The 24371-nt window shown below is 61.0% G+C and carries 26 protein-coding genes and 1 tRNA gene; 9 read left to right on the forward strand and 18 right to left on the reverse strand.

Annotated features, from left to right (window positions below):
- The first annotated feature begins 24 nt into the window (after positions 1-24).
- Complete coding sequence (locus ACR1XV_RS05980; RefSeq protein ID WP_480529479.1) at positions 25-333, forward strand: ArsR/SmtB family transcription factor; 309 nt, start codon at positions 25-27, stop codon at positions 331-333.
- Positions 330-785: an SRPBCC family protein gene (locus ACR1XV_RS05985; protein ID WP_480529480.1), complete on the forward strand. Its 456-nt coding sequence runs from the start codon at positions 330-332 to the stop codon at positions 783-785. Before ACR1XV_RS05980 ends, ACR1XV_RS05985 begins: the two co-directional genes overlap by 4 nt.
- Positions 786-830: 45 nt before the next feature.
- Here ACR1XV_RS05985 and ilvC read toward each other — a convergent pair whose 3' ends face one another.
- Complete coding sequence (gene ilvC / locus ACR1XV_RS05990; RefSeq protein ID WP_480529481.1) at positions 831-1853, reverse strand: ketol-acid reductoisomerase; 1023 nt, start codon at positions 1851-1853, stop codon at positions 831-833.
- Between the two features lie 131 nt (positions 1854-1984).
- Here ilvC and ACR1XV_RS05995 point away from each other — a divergent pair, with 131 nt between their 5' ends.
- Positions 1985-2440 (forward strand): Lrp/AsnC family transcriptional regulator, encoded by a 456-nt coding sequence (locus tag ACR1XV_RS05995; RefSeq protein ID WP_480529482.1) that lies wholly within the window; start codon positions 1985-1987, stop codon positions 2438-2440.
- Complete coding sequence (locus tag ACR1XV_RS06000) at positions 2437-2895, forward strand: Lrp/AsnC family transcriptional regulator (RefSeq protein ID WP_480529483.1); 459 nt, start codon at positions 2437-2439, stop codon at positions 2893-2895. Before ACR1XV_RS05995 ends, ACR1XV_RS06000 begins: the two co-directional genes overlap by 4 nt.
- Here ACR1XV_RS06000 and ACR1XV_RS06005 read toward each other — a convergent pair.
- Positions 2892-3593, reverse strand: a complete 702-nt coding sequence (locus ACR1XV_RS06005) for a GntR family transcriptional regulator (RefSeq protein WP_480529484.1) — start codon at positions 3591-3593, stop codon at positions 2892-2894. The two genes, ACR1XV_RS06000 and ACR1XV_RS06005, sit on opposite strands and share 4 nt — an antisense overlap.
- A gap of 231 nt (positions 3594-3824) precedes the next feature.
- Between ACR1XV_RS06005 and ACR1XV_RS06010 the strand changes: the two genes are divergently transcribed.
- Complete coding sequence (locus tag ACR1XV_RS06010; RefSeq protein ID WP_480529485.1) at positions 3825-4952, forward strand: aminotransferase class V-fold PLP-dependent enzyme; 1128 nt, start codon at positions 3825-3827, stop codon at positions 4950-4952.
- Positions 4953-4983: 31 nt separating this feature from the next.
- Here the strand turns inward: ACR1XV_RS06010 and ACR1XV_RS06015 are convergent, their stop codons facing one another.
- From ACR1XV_RS06015 to ACR1XV_RS06025, 3 genes are all read right to left on the reverse strand, one after another.
- Positions 4984-6180 (reverse strand): UbiH/UbiF family hydroxylase, encoded by a 1197-nt coding sequence (locus ACR1XV_RS06015; RefSeq protein ID WP_480529486.1) that lies wholly within the window; start codon positions 6178-6180, stop codon positions 4984-4986.
- A gap of 74 nt (positions 6181-6254) precedes the next feature.
- Positions 6255-6503, reverse strand: coding sequence for a hypothetical protein (locus ACR1XV_RS06020; protein WP_480529487.1), 249 nt, complete (start codon positions 6501-6503; stop codon positions 6255-6257).
- Between the two features lie 89 nt (positions 6504-6592).
- Complete coding sequence (locus tag ACR1XV_RS06025) at positions 6593-7237, reverse strand: pyrimidine 5'-nucleotidase (RefSeq protein WP_480529488.1); 645 nt, start codon at positions 7235-7237, stop codon at positions 6593-6595.
- A 101-nt stretch (positions 7238-7338) separates the two neighbouring features.
- On the opposite strand from ACR1XV_RS06025, the gene ACR1XV_RS06030 reads away from it, so the two are divergent.
- Entirely contained in the window at positions 7339-7986 is a 648-nt protein-coding gene (locus tag ACR1XV_RS06030; RefSeq protein WP_480529489.1) for a GntR family transcriptional regulator, read from the forward strand.
- Here the strand turns inward: ACR1XV_RS06030 and ACR1XV_RS06035 are convergent.
- Both ACR1XV_RS06035 and carA read right to left on the reverse strand, forming a co-directional pair.
- Positions 7970-9847, reverse strand: a complete 1878-nt coding sequence (locus ACR1XV_RS06035) for a glycosyltransferase family 2 protein (RefSeq protein ID WP_480529490.1) — start codon at positions 9845-9847, stop codon at positions 7970-7972. The genes ACR1XV_RS06030 and ACR1XV_RS06035 overlap by 17 nt on opposite strands.
- 80 nt (positions 9848-9927) lie before the next feature.
- Positions 9928-11094 (reverse strand): glutamine-hydrolyzing carbamoyl-phosphate synthase small subunit, encoded by a 1167-nt coding sequence (carA, locus tag ACR1XV_RS06040; RefSeq protein ID WP_480529491.1) that lies wholly within the window; start codon positions 11092-11094, stop codon positions 9928-9930.
- A gap of 183 nt (positions 11095-11277) precedes the next feature.
- On the opposite strand from carA, the gene ACR1XV_RS06045 reads away from it, so the two are divergent.
- Positions 11278-11760 carry a GatB/YqeY domain-containing protein gene (locus tag ACR1XV_RS06045; protein WP_480529492.1) on the forward strand — a complete coding sequence of 161 codons (483 nt, stop codon included), beginning with the start codon at positions 11278-11280 and terminating at the stop codon, positions 11758-11760.
- On the opposite strand, the gene ACR1XV_RS06050 is transcribed toward ACR1XV_RS06045, so the two are convergent.
- From ACR1XV_RS06050 to ctaD, 3 genes are all read right to left on the reverse strand, one after another.
- Positions 11757-12236, reverse strand: a complete 480-nt coding sequence (locus ACR1XV_RS06050) for a DUF2244 domain-containing protein (RefSeq protein ID WP_480529493.1) — start codon at positions 12234-12236, stop codon at positions 11757-11759. The genes ACR1XV_RS06045 and ACR1XV_RS06050 overlap by 4 nt on opposite strands.
- A gap of 46 nt (positions 12237-12282) precedes the next feature.
- Positions 12283-12882 carry a DsbA family protein gene (locus tag ACR1XV_RS06055; RefSeq protein WP_480529494.1) on the reverse strand — a complete coding sequence of 200 codons (600 nt, stop codon included), beginning with the start codon at positions 12880-12882 and terminating at the stop codon, positions 12283-12285.
- Between the two features lie 123 nt (positions 12883-13005).
- A complete protein-coding gene (ctaD, locus tag ACR1XV_RS06060) occupies positions 13006-14664 on the reverse strand; it encodes a cytochrome c oxidase subunit I (RefSeq protein ID WP_480529495.1) in 1659 nt (552 codons plus the stop codon).
- Between the two features lie 264 nt (positions 14665-14928).
- Between ctaD and ACR1XV_RS06065 the strand changes: the two genes are divergently transcribed.
- Positions 14929-15348, forward strand: a complete 420-nt coding sequence (locus tag ACR1XV_RS06065; protein WP_480529496.1) for an HIT family protein — start codon at positions 14929-14931, stop codon at positions 15346-15348.
- Between the two features lie 342 nt (positions 15349-15690).
- Here the strand turns inward: ACR1XV_RS06065 and lipB are convergent, their stop codons facing one another.
- Positions 15691-16347: a lipoyl(octanoyl) transferase LipB gene (gene lipB / locus ACR1XV_RS06070; protein WP_480529497.1), complete on the reverse strand. Its 657-nt coding sequence runs from the start codon at positions 16345-16347 to the stop codon at positions 15691-15693.
- A 39-nt stretch (positions 16348-16386) separates the two neighbouring features.
- Positions 16387-17046, reverse strand: coding sequence for a DsbA family oxidoreductase (locus ACR1XV_RS06075; protein ID WP_480529498.1), 660 nt, complete (start codon positions 17044-17046; stop codon positions 16387-16389).
- A 131-nt stretch (positions 17047-17177) separates the two neighbouring features.
- Here ACR1XV_RS06075 and ACR1XV_RS06080 point away from each other — a divergent pair.
- Positions 17178-17264: transfer RNA gene (locus tag ACR1XV_RS06080), tRNA-Leu, on the forward strand.
- 965 nt (positions 17265-18229) lie between these two features.
- On the opposite strand, the gene ACR1XV_RS06085 is transcribed toward ACR1XV_RS06080, so the two are convergent.
- The 6 genes from ACR1XV_RS06085 to ACR1XV_RS06110 form a co-directional block, all read right to left on the reverse strand.
- Complete coding sequence (locus ACR1XV_RS06085; protein WP_480529499.1) at positions 18230-19225, reverse strand: ABC transporter ATP-binding protein; 996 nt, start codon at positions 19223-19225, stop codon at positions 18230-18232.
- Positions 19222-20256 (reverse strand): Gfo/Idh/MocA family protein, encoded by a 1035-nt coding sequence (locus ACR1XV_RS06090; protein ID WP_480529500.1) that lies wholly within the window; start codon positions 20254-20256, stop codon positions 19222-19224. Before ACR1XV_RS06090 ends, ACR1XV_RS06085 begins: the two co-directional genes overlap by 4 nt.
- Positions 20253-21092 (reverse strand): carbohydrate ABC transporter permease, encoded by an 840-nt coding sequence (locus tag ACR1XV_RS06095; protein WP_480529501.1) that lies wholly within the window; start codon positions 21090-21092, stop codon positions 20253-20255. Before ACR1XV_RS06095 ends, ACR1XV_RS06090 begins: the two co-directional genes overlap by 4 nt.
- Before the next feature lie 10 nt (positions 21093-21102).
- Complete coding sequence (locus ACR1XV_RS06100; RefSeq protein WP_480529502.1) at positions 21103-22017, reverse strand: carbohydrate ABC transporter permease; 915 nt, start codon at positions 22015-22017, stop codon at positions 21103-21105.
- Positions 22018-22086: 69 nt separating this feature from the next.
- On the reverse strand, positions 22087-23337 hold the full coding sequence (locus ACR1XV_RS06105) for an ABC transporter substrate-binding protein (RefSeq protein ID WP_480529503.1): 1251 nt from the start codon (positions 23335-23337) through the stop codon (positions 22087-22089).
- Positions 23334-24257, reverse strand: coding sequence for an N-acetylmuramic acid 6-phosphate etherase (locus ACR1XV_RS06110; RefSeq protein ID WP_480529504.1), 924 nt, complete (start codon positions 24255-24257; stop codon positions 23334-23336). The genes ACR1XV_RS06105 and ACR1XV_RS06110 overlap by 4 nt, the downstream gene beginning before the upstream one ends.
- Positions 24258-24371 lie beyond the last annotated feature (114 nt).

Here is a 24371-nt window from a genome sequence, read left to right on the forward strand (position 1 = left end):
GTTAGTTATGACTTACGGTTAGCAATGGCTTACGAAGAAGTGTTTTCAGCACTGGGTGACGCAACCCGCAGGCAGGTGTTCGAGGCGGTCGCGGATCGCCCCCGCGCGGTCGGGGAATTGGCCGCCGACCTGCCGGTCAGCCGCCCCGCCGTATCTCAGCATCTGAAGGTTCTGTCAGAGGCTGGGCTTGTGGTGTGCCGGGCCGAGGGCACCCGCCGGATCTATGCGGCCCGGCCCGAAGGGTTGGCGGAAATGCGTACGTGGCTGGAGCGGTACTGGACAGATGTGCTGGGCCGTTTTGCGGATGAGATCAACGAAGGGCGGGAAACATGACCGAACCTATTGTCAAAACTGTTGTCGTGAACGCATCGTCAGAGCGGGCGTTTGACGTATTCGTCAACCGTATCGCGAAATGGTGGCCGCTGGACGGGCACGCGGTCTCGGCGTCACAGGGCCAGCCCGCACTGGCGGTGGTGATCGAGCCCCGCGTGGGTGGCGCGATCTACGAGACCATGTTCGACGGCACCCGCGCGGATTGGGGCGAGGTGCTGGTTTTCGAAGAGGGTAGACGTCTGGCCTTCAGTTGGCATCCCGGCACCAACAAAGACCGCCCGACGCGGGTCGAGGTGGCGTTCGAGGCGCATGACTCCGGACAGACAGAGGTGACGCTGACCCATTCCGGATGGGAGGTCTGGGCAGCCGAGGCGCCAGACAAACGCCGTGGGTACGACAGTGGTTGGGATCATGTGCTGGGCGAATGCTTCGCCAACGCCGCCGCCGCATGAAAAAGGGCGGCCACCGGGGCCGCCCTTCGCTGACTGAGGTCAGACTTAGTTCTTTTCTTTATCGACCATTTTACCGGCCGAGATCCACGGCATCATGCCGCGCAGCTTGGCACCGGTCTCTTCGATCATGTGCTCGTCATTGGCACGACGCGACGCTTTGATGGTCGGCTGGCCAACGGCGTTTTCCAGCATGAAGTCGCGAACGAACTTACCCTGCTGGATGTCGTTCAGAACCTCTTTCATACGCGCTTTGGTCTCGTCGTATTTCAGGATACGCGGGCCGGTGACGTACTGGCCGTATTCAGCCGTGTTCGAGATCGAGTAATCCATGTTGGCGATGCCGCCTTCATAGATCAGGTCAACGATCAGTTTCACTTCGTGCAGACACTCGAAATAGGCCATCTCGGGCGCGTAACCGGCCTCGACCAGCGTTTCAAAGCCACAGCGGATCAGCTCAACCAGACCACCGCACAGGACGGCCTGCTCACCAAACAGGTCGGTTTCGCATTCTTCGCGGAAGTTGGTCTCGATGATGCCCGAACGGCCGCCACCGATGGCCGAGCAATAGGACAGGCCGATTTCAAGCGCTTTGCCGGTTGCGTCTTTGTCGACGGCCACCAGGCAGGGAACGCCGCCGCCTTTGGTGTATTCGCCGCGCACGGTGTGGCCGGGGCCTTTGGGGGCCATCATGATGACGTCGACGCCTTCTTTGGGCTCGATCAGGCCGAAATGCACGTTCAGGCCGTGGGCGAATGCGATCGCCGCGCCGGGCTTGATGTTGTCATGGACGTATTTTTTGTAGGTCTCGGCCTGCAGTTCGTCGGGCATGGTGAACATGATCAGGTCGCACCAGGCGGCGGCATCTGCGATGCTCATGACCTGAAGGCCTTCGGCTTCGGCTTTCTTAGCCGAGGGCGAGCCTTCGCGCAGGGCGACGACAAGGTTCTTGGCGCCCGAGTCGCGCAGGTTCAGCGCGTGGGCGTGGCCTTGGCTGCCGTAGCCCAGGATGGCCACTTTTTTGTCTTTGATCAGGTTGATGTCGCAATCGCGATCGTAATAGACGCGCATTTTGCCGGTCCTTTCAGTTTCGATTGCGGCGTTTCTATCCTGAGGTTTTGGTATTGGCGAGAGCGTTGGGATCGAGTATTTGGGAAAAAGATGAAGAATAATTCTTCAAATAAAAAATATGTGAAAAAATCATGCTTGATGATGTTGATCGGCGTATTCTGCGCCAGTTTCAGGCCGAACCCAGCCTGACCACGGCAGAACTGGCCGAGCGCTGCCGCATCAGTACCGGCGTCTGCTGGCGGCGGATCGAGAAGATGCAGGCCGCAGGGGTGATCGAGGGGCAGGAGGCCGTTATCGACTGGGCGGCGCTGGGATACGCGGTCGAGGTGTCCTTGCGGGTGACGCTGGACAAGACACAGGCGCGGGCGTTCGACGAATTCACCGCAGCGGCGCGCGAGGTGGCCGAGGTAATCGAGATCCAGACCTTTCTGGGCCGGGTCGATGTGCGCCTGTCGGTTCTGGCGCGGGACATGAACCATTATCAGAAAGTCTATCGCGACCGTATCCTGACCTTGCCTCATATCGCCGATATTGAGGCGCTGATGCATATCGCCCGGGTCAAGCGGGATGAGGTGCTGCCGGTATGATCGAGTTGGATGAGATCGACCACAAGATCCTGCGCGCCTTGGTGCAGGATGCCACGCAAAGTGCGGGCGCGTTGGGGCGGCGTTTTGGCTTATCTCAGCCCGCGACATGGCGGCGGATTCGGAGGCTGGAGCAGGCGGGTGTGATCAAGGGGCGGCGGCTGCGCCTGAATGCCGAGGCGCTTGGGTTTGGTGTGACCGTGTTTCTGGGCGTCAAGCTGGCGCGCAAGGGGCAGGTCAGCCTTGAGGATTTCGAACGCGCCGTCAGCGCAATCCCCGAGGTGCAGACGGTCGAGCATGTGCTGGGCCTCTATGACTACCGCCTGCGCGTCGTCGCGAGGGATCTGGCCGATTTCGAGCGGGTGCTGCGGCGGCGGGTGATGACGCTGCCCGGCGCCGGAGAGGTCGAAGCCAACGTACTACTAAGCGAGGAACGCCTGCCGGGGCCGATCGGTTAGTACTTGGTGCGGATGCGGAAGCCGGGATGATGCGTCATCCGGGCGAAGGTCATCGGCTGTCCGTCCTTCCACGTTGTCCGCTCAAGCTGAATCATTGAGGTGCCGGTGGTGGTGCCCATGAAATCGGCCAGACGGTTGTCGGCTGAGATGGCGCAAAAGGCGATCTCGGCCTCGGTAAAGGGGGCGGCGTTCAGCAGCCATTCATGCGGGCCGCTTTTGTTCAGATCGGCATGTTCAACATCGGGCACGGCTTCGATGTTGATCCAGCGTTCTTCAAGCTGAAAAGGGCGGTTATCGGCATAGTGCATGCAGATCACGTGCAGAACGCGGGCGTCGGGCGCGACACTGAGTTGCGAGGTCAGCCAGCCGGGGCTGTGCACCACCTTGCGTTCCACCAGCGCATAGCGATAGGCCGAGTTCTGGTTTTCCACCGCCTGCCGGGCCAGCGATATTTCCAGCTTGGCCTGGCGGCGCGGCTCTTTCTTGACCCGGGTTCCGCTTTTGCGCTTGCGTTCGACAAAGCCCTGTTCGGCCAGTTCCCGCAGGGCGCGGTTGACCGTGGCGCGGGCGCAGTTGAACTCTTCTGCCAGTTGCGTTTCGGTGGGCAAGAGCGACCCCTGAGGCCAGATGCGGGCTTCGATCCGCCGCTTAACTTCGTCCCGGACGACCTGAAAACTAATCCGCTTTTGCGCAGTCACGTGCTGAAATGCCTGTTCTTGTTCAAAGTGAGTGTATCTGTTCAGAAACACGTCAGAGTGTAAAGGTGGGGTGACACTGTTTGGCGTCATTTCTGCCATTTGTTGCATGGGAAATATCAAAACAAAACCATGGGTTGCGGTTTCCCTTGGGTCAACAACCGGCGGTCTTTGGTGCTTTACCCAAGCCCCCGGACAGGGCAGAAACAGGTAACTCAAAAGAAAGGATGTACGATGGCTGCGTTGCTGGAAACTGTTGACCCTGATGGCCTCGAGGAATTCTCGGTGGTGTTTACGGATCGCTCGCTGAACCATATGTCCGCCAGTTTTCAGCAGGTGATGCGCGACATCTCGGGCATGTTGCGCGAGGTGTATAATGCCGACGGCGTGGCGGTGATCCCCGGTGGCGGCACCTATGGGATGGAGGCCGTCGCGCGCCAGTTCGCCCGCGATGCCAATGTGCTGGTGGTGCGCAACGGCTGGTTTTCCTACCGCTGGAGCCAGATCATCGAATCCGGCGCGCTGACGGCGCAGGCCACGGTGCTGAAGGCGCGCGAGACCGGCAATGCCAGCCCGTCGCCCTTTGCGCCGGCCCCGATTGATGAGGTTGTGGCGACGATCCGCGAACAACGCCCGGACATTGTCTTTGCGCCGCATGTTGAAACCTCGGCCGGAGTGATTCTGCCCGATGATTACGTGACCGCGATGGCGGCGGCCGCGCATGAGGTCGGGGCGTTGATGGTGCTGGACTGCATCGCCTCGGGCTGCGCGTGGATCGACATGAAGGCGACGGGCGTGGACGTGCTGATCTCGGCCCCGCAAAAGGGGTGGAGTGCGACGCCTTGCGCCGGTCTGGTGATGCTGTCCGAGCGTGCCGAGACGCGGTTGGAGCAATCCAGTTCGGACAGTTTTGCAATTGATCTGAAGAAATGGCGGCAGATCATGCAGGCTTATGAGGCGGGTGGTCATGCCTATCATGCGACCATGCCGACGGATTCTTTGCGCGCCTTCCGCGATACGATGGCCGAGACCCGTGATTACGGGTTCGAGAAGCTGCGCGCGGCGCAGTGGGCGTTGGGCGATGGGGTGCGGGCCTATCTGAAGGACAAGGGTGTCATGTCGGTGGCCGCCGATGGCTTTGGCGCGCCGGGCGTGGTGGTCAGCTATACGACGGACCCCGAGGTGCAGAATGGCAAGAAATTCGCCGCTTTGGGGATGCAGATCGCCGCCGGTGTGCCGCTGCAATGTGATGAGCCCGAAGGGTTCAGCACTTTCCGTCTGGGTCTGTTCGGGCTGGATAAGCTGTATGATGTGGATGGCACGATTGCGCGGCTGAAACGGGTTCTGGATCAGGTGCTTTGAACGGGGCGGCGGGCTGAAGCCCGCCCTACGTCTAGCGGACGCCGAGGCCCATTTGCATCAGCGTCTTGCGCACGGGCGGTAGGGAATAGAGCGCATTCAAACCCATCGCCCGCGCATCGCGCAACGGACGCGCCTCGATCATCGAGGCGCGGTTCAGCAGGTCGATGCCTTTGACGCGCAGCTCGATCTCGGTGTGACGGGCTTTGTGATAGGCCGCCAGCATCTGCGCGTCGCCCAGACCTTCGGGGCGGGCTTGCGCCAGTTCCAGCAGGCTGCGCAGATCACCCAGCGACATATTCAGCCCCTGCGCGCCGATGGGCGGCACAACATGGGCGGCCTCGGCCATCAGGGCGACGCGTTCGCCTGACAGGCGTTCTGCCGACTGGCTGATGATTGGCCAGATGGTCCGACGTGAGGCCAGTTTCAGCGGCCCGAACAACCCGCAGGAGCGTTCGGTCATCGCAGCCTCGAACGCGCTGTTGTCGAGGTTCAGCAACTCAACCGCGCGCGGGCCGCGTTCCATCCACACAATCGCTGACGAGGGCTGCCCGTGCCAGTCGGGCAGGGGTACCAGCGTGAAGGGCCCGCCCGAACGGTGAATCTCGGTCGAGACATTATCATGCGGGATCGGATGCGTGACGGCAAAGGCCAGCGCTTTTTGTCCGTAGCGCGTTGTGTGGACATTGATCCCGGCGGCCTCGCGCATCGGAGAGTTGCGACCGTCGGCAGCCACCACCAGCTTGCAGCGGATGCGGCTGCCGTCGCTTAGGCCCACGCGCGCCTCGGCGGTGCGGGTGAACAGGCTGACGGTGCCGGTGCCGGGGCGGAAATCGACATTGGGCAGTTCGGCCAGACGCGCCACCATTTCGCGGCGCAGCAGCCAGTTGGGCAGGTTCCAGCCAAAGGGCTGGTCCGAGATATCGGCAGCGTTGAAATCGCGCACGACGCGGGGTTGGGGCACATCGCCACCCGCGTCCACGATGCGCATGATCTGCAGCGGCGCGGCGTGGGCGTCCAGCCGGGCCCACAGGCCGCATTGTTCCAGCAACCCATGGGCGGGTTGCAGGAAGGCCGTGGTGCGCAGGTCGGACCCGTCCACATCGCGTTCGGTGATCGGCGGGGTGGGGTCGACGCAGATCACGTCGAACCCGGCCGCACCAAAGGCGGCGGCGGCGGTCAGTCCGGCGATGCCGCCGCCGGAAATCAGGATGTCACAGCTGTCAGTCATGAGGGCAATTCTCCGTTGCCGCAGACCCTAATGCCGATGTGCGGCGGGTGCCAAGTGACATCCTGTCCCGTGCCTTATCCGCGAGAGATCAGGACCAGGATCAGGAACATCACCGGCACCATCATCAACGCCGGGATATAGAGGCCGGGCAGACCGAACAGCATCACCGAACAGCCCCACATGCTGACGACCGCGGCTGCGGTGTAATAGAGGTCTTCGGCCTGCCCATGGGCGGCGTCGCGGGCCAGCCAGCCAAACAGGGGGATTGCAAAGAAAAGGCGCTGCCACAGGGGCAGGCGCGCGCGGATGTCGAGCGCGGTCATTGGGGTCTCCGGGTTATCTGTTCGTCGCTTTGGCGCATATAGGGCGCGCTCGGCCCTTTGCGCAGGTGCAGATCGTCGCAGCTTGGCCCTCAGACGAGGCGTGACAGGAACCGGGTCAGATCGTCGGTGTGGTGGTGGATGTGATCGGCCTCGTGCGGGTCAGGCGCGACATGCACCGTGCGCATCCCCATTTCGTGCGGGGCGGCCAGATTGCGGGGGTCATCCTCGAACATCGCGGCCCTTTGGGTGGTGATTCCGTCCTGTGCAAAGATCGCCTCGAACGCGGCCTTTTCGGGCTTGGGGCGATAACCTGCGTGCTCGACCCCATAGATCGCGTCGAACAATCCGCTGAGCCCGCGCGCGGCCAGAACGCGTTCGGCATAAGGGGCCGATCCGTTGGTATAGACGATGCGGCGACCGGGCAGGGCGCGGATATGCGCGGCGAGGTCTGCGTCGGCCTCCATATGGCTCATGTCGACCTGATGGACGGCGTGCAGATAGGGGTCGGGGTCCAGATCATGCTCGGCCATCAGGCCCGCAAGGGTGGTGCCGTATTGCTGCCAGTAGTGATTGCGCAGCCGGTCGGCCTCGGGCCGGTCGACGCCGATCGCCTGCACCACGTAATCCGTCATCAGCACCTCGATCTGGTCGAACAGGCGCATATGCGGCGGATAAAGCGTGTTGTCGAGGTCGAACACCCATTGGGTGACGTGAGCAAAGGCAGGTTTGACCATGGTTTGGGTTTAGGGCGGTCGCGGCCTCTTTTCAATGCCGCTCTTGATCGGGGGGGCAAGAGGCGGCTAGACAGGTCCGAACGAGGAGGCCGAGACAGCCGATGCCCCAATCCCGACAGTCCAACACGGACGCTTACACACTGATACTCGAAGCGATTGATGTGGGCGTTTACAAGCCCGGTGACCGGCTGGTGGAAAGCGAACTGGCCGAGCGGTTTGGTGTGTCCCGCACCCCAATCCGCGAGGCGCTGCAGCGGCTTGAGACACAATCGCTGCTGGAACGCGACGGGCGGTCGCTGATCGTTGCTTCGCTGGACCACAACCAGATGGCCGAGTTGTATATCGTGCGGCGCGAGTTGGAGGGGCTGGCCGCGCGACTGGCGGCCAAGCACGCCACCGAAGAGGAAATCCGGGTACTGCAAGAGATGGTGGCCGCCGATGATGCGCTGGTGAATGATCCCCCCGCCTTGTCCCGCGCCAATCGACGGTTTCACGAGCAGATTCATCTGGCCTCGCACAACCGCTATCTGGTGCAGCAGCTTGATCTGGTGCATCGGACCATGGCCCTGATGGCGACCACTTCGTTGGCTGTTGAGGGACGCGGAGAGATCGCCCAGAGTGAGCACAAGGGTATCGTTCAGGCCATCGCCGCCCGCGATGAAGACGCCGCGGCCAAGGCGCTGCAGGACCATATCTCGGTCGCGTTCATGACCCGGCTGAAACAGGATGCGGTCAGGCGCGAGAAATGACGGCCTCGCATTCCTCGACCGCATGGCCGTGCTGGGTCTTGTCCCAGAAGAACGGGTTGACCGCCAGTTCCCACAGGCCCTTGTAAGCGGCCAGCACGCCCAGCGGGTAATATAGCACCATTGTCGGCACCCATGGCAGCAGGAAGCGGCGGTTGCCGGCGATCACGCCAAGCATCCCGACCAGAAGGTTGGCGGCTTCGGCGACTAGAAACAGATAGACGCAGCCGGTCAGAAAGCCGGGCGTCATGATGGGCTGAAACGGGTGCGACAGGCCGAGGAAGATCAGCCAGAACACCCACAGGACCGGGGCCAGAAGAAACTGACCCAATGTGCCCAGAAAGAACGCCTGCAGCCCCAGAAAGCGCAACGGCCCAAGATCGCGCAGCAATTGACCCGGCGTGCGCATATGCACGAGATAGGTCACCATGAACCCCTTGAGCCAGCGCGAGCGCTGTTTGACCCAGGGCCAGGCGCGAAAGTTGGCCTCTTCATAGGTGGCGGTGTTAACGATTTCGGTCCGGTATCCGGCGCGGCTGAGGCGTACGCCCAGATCGGCGTCCTCGGTGACGTTATGGGCATCCCAGCCACCCAGTTCCAGCAGCTCGTCGCGGCGGAAGAAAAAGGTGGTGCCGCCCAAGGGGACGACCAGCCCCAACCGGGCGATGCCTTTCAGGATCACCCGGAACCAGCCGCTGTATTCAATGGTAAAGCAGCGCGACCGCCAGTTGGTGCGGGGATTGTAATAGTCCAGCACGCCCTGCAGGCAGACGACATCCTCGGGCGCGGTCGCAAAATGGCGGGCGACGGTTTCGAGTTGGTCGCGCACCGGTGCGTCTTCGGCATCCCAGACGCCCAGAATCTCACCGCGGCAGAAATCCAGCGCATAGTTCATGGCGCGGGGTTTGGTGGTCAGATCCCCGCGCTGAGGCACCACGATGGCGCGCATCCAGCTTGGCAATTCGACCTTTTCAAGCGCCGTTTTGGTCACGTCGTCCTGTTCTTCCAGCACCAGAATGACGTCCAGCAGCGCCTTGGGATAGGTCAGGCGACGCAGCCGGGCGATCAGGACATCCGCGATCTCACGTTCCTTGTAAAGCGGGACAAGGATCGAGACGCAGGGCAGGCGGATCGGACCGTCGGCAGCCGGTCGGGCCTTGCGTGGCAGCAGATAGGCGATCAGGCCCGACAATCTGAGCGCCAGAAACAGCGCCAGCGTCAGCAGCGTTGCGCCCAGTAACAGGCTAAGACCGATGGTCGGAAACAGGGCGAAAAGAGTGGCCAGTACCAACATCCCCAGCACCGGGCCGGTCCGTGCCCGGGCCGACCAGTTGCGGCAGCTTTGTTCGACCTGCACTCTCGTCTCTGCCGCCTGCGCCAGTGGCGTCGCATAATGCCGGGCGATGGCGGCGTCGATCTGCTCGGGCCCGGCCAGAACCGGGACGATGGTCTGACCGCTGTCTTTTAGGGCTTCAGCAATGGCGGGGAATGCGTCCGGGCGCGCGGTCGCAACCAGCAGGATCGGACCCACCCGCATCCACGGCAGCACATTGTGGGTCAGCCAGAACTCAACGGGTTTCAGCGCGCAAAGCTCAGCCGAGGGCGGGGTCTGCTGCAGATCGGCGATCTGCAGGCCGGTTTGTTCGGACAGGGCTGCAAGAACCTGCGCCCGGCTGGCCCAGCCTTCGCCCACCAGTATCTCGCCCAGCGGCGCGTTTTGGCGCGCCTGCATCCGCAGGGCCTGCGCCAGTTGGTCCGAGGTGATGATGCCTTGGTCCAGCAGGCAGGTGCCCAGTGGCTTGCGCGATTGCGGCCCGGGCACCGGTCGCGCCGATGTCTGACGCTGGAGATTCAGTTCAACCATAAGAAAACCCTGCCGCAAATCACGTTGGGCAGGGTTGCTCAAACAGGGTTAACGCGCAGTTAACGCTGATGATTTCGGCGTTAAGCCTGTGCTTTTTGATCCGCCATGGCCGCTGCGAACCGTTCAAACAGATAGAAACTGTCCTGCGGGCCGGGTGAGGCTTCGGGGTGGTATTGCACGGAATAGACCGGGCGATCGGTCATGCGGATGCCGCAGTTCGATCCGTCAAACAACGAGCGGTGGGTTTCCACCACGCCATCGGGCAGGGTTTGTGCATCAACGGCAAAGCCGTGATTCATCGAGGTGATCTCGACCTTGCCGGTTTCCAGATCCTTGACCGGGTGGTTCGCGCCGTGGTGGCCGTGGTTCATCTTGACGGTCTGACCACCCAGAGCCAGCGCCAGCATCTGGTGGCCGAGGCAGATGCCAAAGACCGGCAGGTCGGTGGTGTCCAGCACCTCTTTGATCATCGGCACCGCGTATTCGCCGGTGGCGGCTGGGTCGCCGGGGCCGTTCGACAGGAAGACGCCATCGGGGTTATGCGCCAATACCTCGGCTGCTGTCGCGGTGGCGGGTAGGACCGTCACGTCGCAACCGGCCGAGGCGAGGCAGCGCAGGATGTTCCGCTTGGCCCCAAAATCCAGCGCGACGACCTTGTGCACAGGCGCTTCCTGACGAGCATAGCCATCGGGCCAGGCCCACCGCATCTCGTCCCAGCGATAGCTTTGGGCGCAGGTGACGTCTTTGGCCAGATCCATGCCCTCCAGCCCGGCAAAGCCGCGTGCGGCGGCGACCAGTGCTTCGATATCGAAATTGCCCTCGGGGTCATGGGCCAGCGCCACATGCGGCGCGCCCTGCTGGCGGATCGCGCGAGTCAGGCGGCGGGTGTCGACGCCGCCGATGGCGATGCGACCGCGACGCGCCAGCCAATCCTTCAATTGATCCGCCGAGCGCCAGTTGGATGGCTCGGTCGGGTCCCATTTGACGACCATACCCGCGGCCACCGGATCGCCGGTCTCGTCATCCTCGGGGTTCACGCCGACATTCCCGATGTGGGGGAAGGTGAAGGTCACGATCTGGCCCGCGTAGGAAGGGTCGGTCATGATTTCCTGATAGCCGGTCATGGCGGTGTTGAAACACAGCTCGGCCACGGTCTGGCCGGTGGCGCCGAAGCCTGCGCCGTAGAACAGCGTTCCATCGGCCAATGCCAGACATGCGGTGGGCTTGGACGGGGCGTTCTGGGCCATGGCGCGACTCTCCTGCAAGGTAAACGGACGCATACCTAAGGGGGTTACAGGCCCGGGTCAAGACTGTTCAAAATTTGGGCTATTGTTATAAATCAACAAGTTAGCTGTATTCACCCCCTGTTGTGCCTGCCTTTTTGTTTCGATATGGTCGGGGTTCCTTTGCCATGGGGATGGACAGACCATATGGATATGCGATCACGGGTGAATGCCGCCCTGAAGCAAGCAATGAAAGACAAGGCCGCCGAGCGCCTGTCGACGTTACGCCTGATCAATGCGGCGATCAAGGACCGCGACATTGCCTCGCGCGCCTCGGATAATGAAGAGGCGAAAGGCTGCGGTGATACCGAGGTTCTTGAAATCCTTGGAAAAATGACCAAGCAGCGTAAGGAAAGCGCCCGCGCCTATGAAGAGGGCGGACGCCTTGATCTGGCCGAGCGCGAACTGCGCGAGGTCGAGGTGATCGAGGAATTCCTGCCCAAGCAGCTGGACGAGGATGAGGTCAGCAAGGCCATTCAGACCGCTATCACGGCCACCGGCGCGGGCTCGATCCGCGATATGGGCAAGGTGATGGGCGAGTTGAAGACGCGCTATACCGGCCAGATGGATTTCGGCAAGGTTGGCCCGATGGTCAAGGACCATCTGTGTGCCGCCTCGAACGGCAGCTAAGCGCGTAGTTTCCGGGTCAGATCATCGAACAGCGCGATCCGCTCGTCTTCGGAAAGGAACGCGCCAATCTCGACCTCGCGCCCGTCGCCGATCAGGGTGACATAGTGAGGCACCGGCCCGCCATGCGTGTGCATCTCGGGGCGGGCCCAGTGACGGTTGCACGACCATTCCTGATCGCGCCCGCGCGGGTCGTGATGTACCAGCCGCGCCTGAGTCCGGTCCAGCGTCAGCACCTCATGCACGCTGCGGGCGCGGTAGTTCATCTCGAACGCCAGCCACAGGCCCAGAACGGTTAGCAGCAGGAAGGGCAGCAGCCCCCACAGGATGGCCGAGCCCAGCACCGCAAACAGCGGGATCAAGCCGAACAGGAACACCGCCAGCACAACCCCCATCGCTCCGCGCGGGGGCAGCGAGTTATGCGGCCAGAGGCGCAGTTCCTGTTCGGTATCCGAGGTTTGTTTCCAGCGATATGGCATGGCGCGAACCTAGCCCAGTGGGTTGTATTGGCGAAGCGTTAAATCTTCAGACCACATGCCCCACGCGCACCCAGGACAGCGCGTCGTCCAAACGGTCGTCCCCCCAAAACACCTCGCCCCGCACCACAAAGCTGGGTGCGCCGAACACACCCAGTTGGATTGCGGTGCTGGTCTGGGCCTCGAGGGCCTCGACGATGTCGGGGCTGCGGGCGCGGGCAAGGATCAGGCGCGGGTCCTGCTGGCAGCGATGCAGGGCTTCGGTGATGGCGGTTTCCGACCCGGCCTCGACGCCGTCCTCGAACCAGATCCCATAGAGCGCCTGCGTGTAGGCCTTGCCCCAGCCCTCGGTCATGCCCAGCAGGGCAACCTGATTGGTCAGCGCAAGGTCCGAGATCGGGTAGGGCGCGGGCAGGTTCGCGCGGATGTGGTATTTGACGGCGCGGCGTTCGATATCGCGCCACATATAGGCCGATTTGACCGGCTTGCCTGCGAAGGGGATGTTCTGCTGCTCGGCCATGACGGTGCGCACGTTGAATGGGCACCAGTTGACCGTGGCGTCATGTTCGGCGCACCAACCGTCCAGACGTTTGATCGTCAGAAAGCTGTAAGTGCTGCCGATGGAATACCAAAAGTCGATCTCGGGCATCGTCTGAGCCTCCGACAGGATTGCCGGACGATGATAGCCGATTTTGGCTGAAATTGCGACTTTGCGGCTGGGCAAAGAAAAACCCCGCCTCGAGGGGCGGGGTTTTCTTGGATCAGGTCGGGATCAGTGCGCGTGGCCCTTGTCCCAGTCTTCCTGCTTGGGCAGCTGCTCGAACGTGTGTTCGGGCGGCGGCGAGGGCAGGGTCCATTCCAAGGTGTCCGCGTATTCGTTCCACGGGTTCGGACGGGTCTCTTTCGCGCCACGCAGCAGGGCGTAGATCACGATGCCGAAGAACAACAGGAACGAGGCGAACGAGATGAACGCACCAATCGACGAGACAAAGTTCCACTGGGCGAACGCCTCGGGGTAGTCGATATAACGGCGCGGCATGCCCTGACGGCCCAGGAAGTGCTGCGGGAAGAAGGTCAGGTTGGCGCCGATGAAGAACAGCCAGAAGTGAACCTTACCCCAGAATTCCGAGTACTGACGGCCCGTCATCTTCGAGAAGTAGAAGTAGACGCCTGCGAAGATCGCAAAGACCGCACCCAGCGACATCACGTAGTGGAAGTGCGCCACCACGTAGTAGGTGTCGTGATAGGCCCGGTCCACACCTGCCTGCGACAGAACAACGCCGGTCACACCGCCAACGGTGAACAGGAACAGGAAGCCGAAGGCGAACAGCATGGGCGTCTTGAACTCGATGGAACCGCCCCACATGGTCGCGATCCACGAGAAGACCTTAACGCCGGTGGGCACCGCAATGACCATAGTGGCCAGCATGAAATAGGCCTGCTGACGCAGCGACATGCCAACCGTATACATATGGTGCGCCCAGACGACGAAACCCAGAACACCGATTGCAATGATCGCCCAGACCATCGGCAGATAGCCAAAGATGGGCTTGCGTGAGAAGGTGGCGATCACGTGGCTGATGATGCCGAAACCGGGCAGGATCACGATATACACTTCCGGGTGGCCGAAGAACCACAGGATGTGCTGATACAGGATCGGATCGCCACCACCGGCCGGATCAAAGAAGGTGAAGCCGAAGTTGCGGTCCATCAGCAGCATGGTGATTGCGCCCGCCAGAACCGGCAGAGACAGCAGAATCAGCCACGAGGTGACGAAGATCGACCAGCTGAACAGCGGCACCTTGAACAGGGTCATGCCGGGGGCACGCATGTTCAGGAAGGTTGTGATCATGTTGATCGCGCCGAGGATCGAGGAGGCGCCCGATACGTGCACGGCAAAGATCGCAAGGTCCATGGACATGCCGCCCTCGGTCGTGGACAGCGGTGGGTAAAGGACCCAGCCAACGCCCGAGCCAAGCTGGTCGTTACCACCGGGGCTGAGCAGCGAGGCCACGCCCAGCGATGTACCGGCCACATACAGCCAGAAGGACAGGTTGTTCATCCGCGGGAACGCCATATCCGGCGCGCCGATCTGCAACGGCATGAAATAGTTACCAAAACCGCCAAACAGGGCGGGGATGACCACGAAGAACATCATTAGAACACCGTGATAGGTGATCATCACGTTCCACAGGTGCCCGTTTGGTGTACAAGGGTCGGCCATGAACCCTTCGAGGCACATATACTGCACACCGGGGTGCATCAGCTCGAGCCGCATATAGACGGTCATCAGAACCGAGATCAGACCGGCGATGGCCGAGACGATCAGGTAGAGAATCCCGATATCCTTGTGGTTGGTCGACATGAACCAGCGGGTGAAAAAGCCGCGCTGGTCTTCATGATCGTGACCATGAATGGCTGCGTCTGCCATTAGGTGCCTCCTGTTGCAATTCAACCGCGCAGCCGGACCTCTCCAACGCGCGGGATTCCTGCTGGTTTTAGAATGCGAGGGGGCGACCTTCAATGGCCGAGTTTGATCTGGATCAAGATTAATTGTCGCGGGCAGTTTGCTGCGCGCGGGAATTTGACGCTCAATGCCGCGTATCTGGGGATTGCTGTGGCGATTTCAAGGGGCTTGACCCGCCTTGGGGGTCGGATCAGAACTGAGGGGACGATCCAACCCCGGAGACCCGCGATGACCGCCTATGATCCCGAAAACATCTTTGCCAAGATCCTGCGCGGCGAGATTCCGTCGAACCGCGTTTATGAAGACGATGACACGGTAGCGCTGATGGACATCATGCCCCGGTCCGACGGTCATTTGCTGGTCATCCCCAAGACGCCCTGCCGCAACATGCTGGATGCCACGCCCGAGCAGTTGGCGGCAGTCATGGCAACGGTTCAGAAAATGGCGCGTGCTGTGAAGGCAGCCTTTGACGCGGATGGCGTCACCGTCCAGCAGTTCAACGAGGCGGCCGGCGGGCAGGAGGTGTTTCACCTGCATGTCCACGTGCTGCCCCGGCACGAGGGTGTTTCCATGCGTCCGTCGGGTAAGATGGGCGATTTCGAGCTGATCGCAGAACATGCCGACAAAATCCGCGCCGCATTGGCCTGAGGCGCGCGGGTTCCGGTGTTGCGGAAAACAGGGGCCCTAAAACGAGAATTGCCGTTCCGATATGGGGTCGGAACGGCAGACTCGTAACCAAAACACTTCACGGATTTCGCCGGGCAGCCCTGCGAGCACCGGTAACACACCACTCACTCTTGAACGGTCCTTACATACTATGTGGTCAGATGGCGTTTGTAAGGAGATGATGTGAAGAATCCCTGAATTTGAGGCGAATTGGGGCAATTCAAAGGAAACAGCCGGGGCGTTTGCGAAACAGAGCGTCTCGAAATCTGGGATTGTTGTTTTTCCAGTGTGACCGGGCCGATTCGAGCGGATGGATTCGCCGCCTCAAACGCCCTCAGCCACGAAAACCTGGTCAAAGGTCTTTCTCAACGCCACATCCACGTCATCCATCGTCACCGGCAGGCCGAGATCGACCAGCGAGGTCACCCCGTAGTCCTGAATGCCGCAGGGCACGATGCCGGTGAAATGCGACAGATCGGGTTCGACATTGATCGAGATGCCATGAAAGCTGATCCATTTCCGCAGGCGAATGCCAATCGCGGCGATTTTGTCCTCGGCGGTCTGGCCGGTCACCGTCAGGGGTTTGTCGTGACGCTGGACCCAGACGCCGACGCGGCCCTCGCGGATTTCGCCGGTGATGTTGAATTCGGCCAGTGCGGAAATCACCCATTCCTCAAGCTGTTGCACGAAGCGGCGCACATCATGGCCGCGCTTGCCCACATCCAGCATGACATAGACGACGCGCTGACCCGGCCCATGATAGGTATATTGCCCACCGCGCTTGCTGTCATAGACCGGAAAGCGTTCGGGGTCGGTCAGGTCTTCGCGCTTGGCTGACGTGCCCGCGGTATAGAGCGGCGGGTGTTCCAGCAGCCAGATGCACTCGTCCGCTTCGCCCGCCGCAATCGCGGCAACGCGCGCCTCCATAAAGGCGGTTGCGTCGTCATAGTCGATCAGGCCGTCGGTGGTCTTCCATTCCATGGCCGTTCCTTAGACCGTCTGCGGGGCAGGGGGAAGGGGTCAAGCGGCCTCGGCCAGGCAGCGCTGCAGAACCTGCGCATATGTTTCCGTGCCCTGCGCGCCGGTCAGCAGGTATTTTCCGCCGAACACCATCGAGGGCACGCCCGAGATGCCCCGGCTGGTCCAGAACTGCTGCTTCTCGCGCACCGGCTGGGCATGTGCGCCCGAGGCCAGCGCTGCGCGCGCCGCATCGGGGTCCAGCCCTGCGGTGTTGACCGCGTTCAACAACACCTCAGGGTCCGAGACGTCATGTTGCTGGGTGAAATAGGCGTCGAAAAGCGCCAGCTTGAGCGGGTGCTGACGCCCCAGCGTTTCGGCCCAATCCAGCAACTGATGCGCGGCGAAGGTGTTCACGACGCGGCTATCGTCGTTGAAATTGAAGATAAAACCCAGTTCGATGCCCAAAGCGGTCAACCGATCCCGCGCCTGCTGGCTCTGCTCGGGTGTCGAACCATATTTTTCGGCAATATGCTCGCGCAGGTTCTGACCTTCGGGACCCATGTTTGGGTTCAGTTCGAAAGGGTGCCAGCGCAGACGGGCAAGCACATTCTCTTGCTTGAGGGCTGCGTCGAGTTGACGAAACCCAACAATGCACCACGGGCAAACCACATCCGACACAACGTCGATCTGAACGGTAGGACGGGGATCGGACAGTGTCATGGGGTGCTCCGGGATTGCGATGTCTGGCGCTAAGATATGACCGGGATCCGTGAATTCAATCGCGCGTGTTTTTGCCTCTTCACATCGCGCGGTTCAGGGTCTATACGCCCCTCTACCAAGTCATTGGCAGTGCGGTCGTGGCGGAATTGGTAGACGCGCAGCGTTGAGGTCGCTGTGGGGTAACACCCGTGGAAGTTCGAGTCTTCTCGACCGCACCAGAAATTAATCCTAAGTATTTGATTTTGGGATAGATGTGTTTTTTGGTAGGCGCTCAGCCCCCCATTTTGTCCCCCATAGGATCGATAAATTCACGCACCTAGGCCGTGCCGACGAACGACATCGTTCCCATATCGCGTATCGCTATTTTCTAGTGTTTTTCCCATTTTTGATCATCGAGCAATACACCCTGAAAACTGCGTTCACCTCGGCCGGGCTGAAATACTCCGCGCTCTTTGCAATAGATGTTTCTTCCTTTTTCGGCTCGAGGGGCAAGAAGGTTATCGTGTTCCACCATCCCCAATATCATTCCACCATTGGGCAGTAGAGTTTGCCGGAGGAATGCGCTCTAAGGCAACAGCGTTATCCCCAAGGGCCTCGGGTAGCAAACAGTTCAGATGTTCATAATGAATTGTTAACTGAGCGTTAACGGGGTGTTTAGCGAGCATTCAGCTGGTCCCGGATATCAAGATGATTAACGGTCGCGCCCGATGATCTTGGAGGCGCTGTCAAATCTGGATCAATTCATGTTTAACATCGCAATGACGTTCATTACCGCCACTTTTGCAATCGTCAGTGCTTTCCTAGTGTGCCTTATCGTATCTCACGGCACGGCAGAGAAAGGCACATACAAACCGTTTGCCCCGGTTGGCGGAGACGTCGTTGCAGACTTAGTTCAGGTGAACGGAGGAGGCCCTTCGCCAAGGCCCTGGTTTGCCTTGCCCTCGCGGGCTGCCCTTTCTGGCTTCTAGTGCGAATTCTACCAAAACTGAAAAGCTTGGGTCGTCAAGCTTGGCGTTTTGTCCTGACTGTTTGTCGTGCTCATCCTGCCAGTTCAGGTCGGCCGTCCCATATCAAATCGTCCTAGACTGGCCCGCTTGAGCCGATGGTGGAAGTCGCAACACAGAAATGGGGTGAGTCGAGCTCCGGATCTACTCCTTCTGGGTCAACCTAACCCACATCCGGATCAGCCGAGGCGTGCACCCTGTGCATCAAAGCGATAGGTGCGATCTGCGGCGTATCCGAAATGGACGGCTTCGCCCGACGCCACCTGATGCTGGCCGAATAGTCGCGCCGTGATCTGATGGTCCTGCATCATCGCGACCACGTTTGTATCGCCGCCCAAATGCTCAACATGGGTGACTTGAGCCGCCAGAGGGCCGTCCTGGGTCAGGCGCAGGTCTTCGGGGCGGATGCCCAGCGTGGTATCCGCGCTCTCGCCGATCAGGCTGGCGGGGAAGAAATTCATAGAAGGTGCGCCGAGGAACCCTGCGACGAACTGGTTGGCGGGGTTGTTATACAGCTCCATGGGGCTGCCGACCTGTTCGACCCTGCCGTCGCGCAGGACGACGATCTTGTCTGCCAGTGTCATCGCCTCGGTCTGGTCGTGGGTCACGTAGATCATCGAGGCGTCAAGCTGTTGGTGCAGGTTGGCGATCTCCAGCCGCGTGTTCATGCGCAGGGCGGCGTCCAGGTTGGACAAAGGTTCGTCGAACAGGAATAGCTTGGGTTCGCGCACGATGGCGCGGCCGATCGCGACGCGCTGGCGTTGGCCGCCGGACAGTTCCGAAGGGTAGCGGTGGATATAAGGCTCGAGGTTCAGCATCTTGCTGGCCTTGGCGACGCGTTCGTCGATAACCTGCTTGCTCTGGCCTTCTTGTTTCAGCGCCAGCGACATATTCTTGCGGACGTTCAGGTGCGGATAGAGCGCGTAGCTCTGGAACACCATCGCGATGCCACGTTTTGACGGCGGGGTGAGGTTCATCAGGTCCCCGCCGATGCGAACCTCGCCCGAGGTTACATCTTCAAGCCCAGCGATCACGCGCAGAAGGGTGGATTTGCCACAGCCCGAGGGGCCGACGAAGACAACGAATTCTCCTTCGTCGACTTCGATATTGATGTCTTTCAGGACCTCGACGGGGCCAAAGGACTTGTTCACGTTTGTCAGCGTCAGGGCGGTCATGGGCGTGCCTCTTTCAGCGAAATGGGTTGGCCGGTGCGGATGCTTTCATCGGCGGCCAGACAGATGGCCAGCGATTGCACGGCGTCGTTCATGTGGCGGGTCAGGTCGATGTCCTCGGCAATTGCGCGCAGCATGTAAGCTTGCTCGGCATCGCAGAGTTCCTGATGGCCGGGTTCATCGGGCATGTCGATTGTCTGGTCGCCCTCGGGGCGGTGAACCAAAATGCCGCCGACTTTGGTGTGGCCGTCGATATCGGCCGATGCGCCCTTATTGCCGTCGGTGATCGAGACCGAACCGTTGGGCGAGACGATGTCTTTCACGAAGAACGCGGTCTCGGACATCATCGGCCCCCAGCCAGCCTCGTACCAGCCGACCGAGCCGTCCTCGAAGATCACCTGAAACTGGCCGTAATTGTACATGTCATCGGCGATCTCATCGCTCAGGCGCAGGCCCATGCCGTGGACGCGTACAGGGTCGGAATCGGTGATCTGGCACATCACGTCGACATAATGCACACCGCAATCGACGATGGGCGATGTGGTTTGCATCAGGGCTTTGTGCGTTTCCCACTCGGCACCGCTGCTTTGCTGATTGAGGTTCAGGCGGAACACGTAAGGCCCACCAAGGCCGCGGGCTTCAGCGATCAGGCGCATCCATGAAGGGTGGTGCCGCAGGATGTAGCCGATGACCAGCTTGCGGTTGGTTTCAATGGCCTTTGCGACGACGCGCTTGGCATCGGCCACGGTGGTTGCCAGTGGTTTTTCTACGAAAACATGCGCTCCTGCGTCCATCGCCGCGCAGGCATAATCGGCGTGGCTATCGGAATAGGTGGCGACGACCACAAGATCGGGGCCTGTCTCGGCCAAAGCCGCGTGAAAATCGGAAAAGGCTGGATAACCCGCAAGATCTGGATGGGCCACGCGACCGGATCGGTTCACCAGCCCCACGATCTGCGCGTCCGGGTGGTGGTGGTGGGCCAGCGCATGGCTGAGGCCCATGTTGCCGAGGCCAGCGATCAGAACTTTGGTCATTTGACAGCTCCAGAAGTGATGCCGCGGATCAGTTGGCGCGAGAAGATGACGTAAAGCACCAACACCGGCAGGATCGCCATCGATAGCGCCGACAGAACCGCGTTCCAGTCCGTGACGAACTGGCCGATGAAGACCTGGCTGCCGAGCGTGAGTGTTTTGGTCTCCTCAGCGGGGGCGAGGATCAGCGGGAACCAGAGGTCGTTCCAGATGGGGATCATGTTGAACACGGCGACCGTCGCCATGGCAGGACGGACGAGGGGCAGGACCAAGCGGAAGAAGATGGTGTATTCGGACAAGCCATCGACGCGGCCCGCGTTTTTCAGATCGTCTGACACCTGCCGCATGAACTCGGACAGGATGAATACGGCCAGCGGCAGGCCTTGCGCTGTGTAGACTAGGATCAGCGCCCAGAGCGTGTTCACCAGCCCGGTGGCGACCATCATTTCAAGGATCGCCACGGTGCCGATACGGATCGGGATCATGATCCCCAGCGCAAGATAGAGGCCCATGAGGGTGTTGCCCTTGAACTTGTACTCGCTCAGCGCGAACGCAGCCATGGCCCCGAACAGCAGGATGAAGGTCAACGACACCACGGTCACGATCATCGAGTTCTGGAAATAGAGAAAGAAGTCCCCCTGTTTCATCACCGTCTGGTAACCGATCAGCGAGAAGCTCTCGGCGTCGGGCAGGGCGAGCGGTTCGCGAAAGATGGCGCGGCGGCTTTTGAAGCTGTTGATGATGATCACAAAGACCGGGAACAGGGCGATCAGCGTGTAGATGATCAACGCGCCATGCATTGCGGCGGTGTTGAGTGGGTTGGAACGTGCTTTGTTCATCGCTTGGCCCTCACAACTGATACCGGCGCATCCGGGACTGGATGCCGAAGAGGTAGATACAGACACCCACAAGAATGATCGCGAACATGGCTCCGGCGATGGCCGATCCCATATGCGGGTCGCCCAATTGTAGCTGGAAGCCAAAGAAGGTGCGGTACATGAAGGTGCCGAGGATGTCGGTCGAGAAGTCCGGCCCCGCCAGCGCGCCTTGCGAGACATAGATCAGGTCAAACGCGTTGAAATTGCCCACGAATGTCAGAATCGAGATGATCCCGATTGACGGCAGGATCAGCGGCAGTTTGATCTTCCAGAAGGCCGAGGCTCCGGTGATGCCGTCGATCTCTCCGGCCTCCAGGATTTCTTCTGGGATCGACAGCAGGGCGGCGTAAATCAGCATCATCGGGATGCCGACGAATTGCCAGACTGACACCAACGCCAGCGTGGTCAGCGCGTACTCTTCTTTGCCCAGCCACGGGGCGAACAGGGATTTCAGGCCGATGGCGTCCAGCATCGATGGGGCGATGCCCCACAATGGCGACAGGATCAGTTTCCAAGCGAAGCCTACGATCACAAAGCTGAGGATCGTCGGGATAAAGATGGCCGACCGATAGAGGGCCGCAAACCGTAGACGCGGATGTGACAGAAGCGCAGCAAGCGCGATACCAATGGGGTTCTGAACCAGCATGTGGATCAGGAAGAACCAGAAGTTGTTGCCGAGCGCGTTCCAGAACTGCTCGGACCAGATCGGATCGAAAAACAGGGTGCGGAAATTCTGCAAGCCCACGTAGACGCGCGCCTGATCAACTTCGGTGAACAGCGCCAGACGCAGCGTGTTGAACAAAGGGAAGATCATCACCGCCGTGTAAACCAGCACCGCAGGGGCGAGGAAAACGGCAATGCGCCAGCGTATGCGGCGGGTTTGCATGGGAATCTCCGGGGGGATAAAGGCCCGGACGCGACACGGGTGCCGCGTCCGGTGTGAGTGGTTCAGGTTTTACTGGTGCGGTGCGTACCAGCTGGCCAAGCCGTCCTGCAGTTGCTGACCCAGCGCCTCGGGTGACTCAGCGCCCTTGATGGCGGCGACCGATGCACCCCAGGTCTCGTTTTCGAGGTTCGGCGTGCCGCGCGACAGGATCTGGTAGGTCGAGCGGATCGTGCTTTCGCACTCATCCCGCCAGCCGACGATTTCCTTGGCCAGCGGATCTTCAAGCTCGACCGGAGTGCTGGAGAGCGGGAAGAAGCCCGGAAGGGCGTTGCCGAAGATGCTGGCGAATTCAGGGCTTGCGACCCAGGCCAGGAAGGTGCGCGCAGCCTCTTGGTTTTCGCTGGCGGCGTTCATGCCGATACCGATGTCGGTGTGGTCCGAGATATAGCAGGTGTCGCCCGCGTTCTGGACCGGCGGCTTGAAGGCACCCATTTCGAAATCAGCCTGCGTGTTGAAGCCCGAGATTTCCCAGCTGCCCGCCGGATAGATCGCAGCACGGCCCAGCGTGAACAGGTTCTGGCTGTCGGGATAGGTTTGTGCCTCGTACCCGTCGCCCAGATACGCGCCCCACTTGGCCAGCGTCTCATAAGGGGCAACCCACTGAGGATCGGTCAGTTTCTGCTCGCCTTTGATCAGCGCCAGACGGCCTTCCTCACCTTTCCAGTAGTTCGGGCCGATGTTGTTATAGCCCATCGTGGCCGCTTCCCACTGGTCGTTGGTGCCCATCGCCATCGGGATATAGGTGCCGTCTTCCTTGATCTTTTCGAGGGCGGCAAAGAACTCGGCCTCGGTGGTGGGAACGTCGATCCCCAGCTCGTTGAAGGCGTCCTTGTTGTAGATGAAGCCGTGGATCACCGACGCCATCGGCACGCAGAAGCTGGCCGCGCCATCGTCTGTCTGCCATGCGGATTTTGCCACGTCCGAGAAGTTGCCCATCGCGTCCAGATCAGACAGATCGGTCAGGTGACCCGCTTCATACAGCGCCAGCGAGGCGTCGAACGGGCGGCAGGTGATCAGGTCGCCCGCCGATCCGGCCTCAAGCTTCGAGTTCAGAACGGCGTTGTACTCGGCCGGAGCCGAAGGTGAGAACACAACCTTGATGCCCGGATGCTCGGCCTCGAAGGCCGGGATGATCTTGTCCTGCCACAGGGCGAGGTCGTCGTTGCGCCAGCTTTCAATCGTCAGCGTGGCGTCTTGCGCGTAAGCGCTTGAGACCAGCGCGGTGCTCAGCAGAGCAAGGCCCAGAACTTTGCGTGTCATTTGGTGTCTCCCAGGTTGATGGTTTCTTGGTTTTGTTGAAGCCGCTCCAAGGCGGGGCGGAGGTGGTCGTTGGTGTCGCGCAGCATCGATTGCGCCTCGGTCAGGGTGGGCGCACCCGCCGCCAGCAGCGCGGCGCATTTGAGGTTGCCTTCAGCCGTGTTCAGCGCAGCCGCTGCGCGGTCGGAACTGACGCGGGTCAGGTGGCAGACAATGCCATTCGCTCGCGCGCGCAGTTTATCATTGTCGGCCCGTAGGTTGATCATCATACCGTCCTGAATGTGCCCAAGCTCCATCGCCATCAGCGTCGAGAGCATGTTCAACGCGATCTTCTGTGCGGTGCCCGCGCCCATGCGGGTCGAGCCGGAAATCAGTTCGGGCGGTGTGGGCAGCAGAATCGGGTGATCCGACAGCTGCAAAAGCGCGCTGTCTGCGTTATTGGCGATGCCGATGACCGCAGCGCCCTTGTCTCGCGCGATGCGGGCGGCTGCAGTGGTGTAGGGGGTGGTTCCGCTGGCGGAAACCGCAATCAGCGTATCCTGTGCAGAGAGGTCAGAGAGTTCGTCGGCCAGACTGTCTGCGCTATCCTCGACATCGCCGGGCATTTCGGCGCTGGTGGGCAGGCCGCCTGCCATGTGGATGCGGATCTGCGCTGCCGGGATCGAAAACGTGCCGCCAAGTTCCAGCGCATCAGCGGCGGCCATCAGTCCGGACGAGCCAGCCGCCAGATAACGCAGAACGCCACCCGCGCGGATGGTATCGGCCATGGCCACAGCACCCTTGCAGATCGGGTCCGTCGCGGCCAGCGGGGCCGAGGCGGCCTCGGCCTGGGATTGCGCCAGAAGCGCTGCGGCATCCGCCAGCGGACGGGCGTCCAGCCCGATCGCGTTCCGGTGCAACTGTTCTGTCACAGGTGTGGCCAAGTGATTCTACCCCTCCAGTCTTTCGGCATCATACCTTTTAGATACCATTAGTCTACCAGTTTGTTCAATGGCGCGATTGAGGGCGAGTTTTGGGAGTTTGGTTGTATTTGGGTC

The sequence above is a fragment of the Ruegeria sp. AD2(2025) genome, assembly GCF_056542385.1.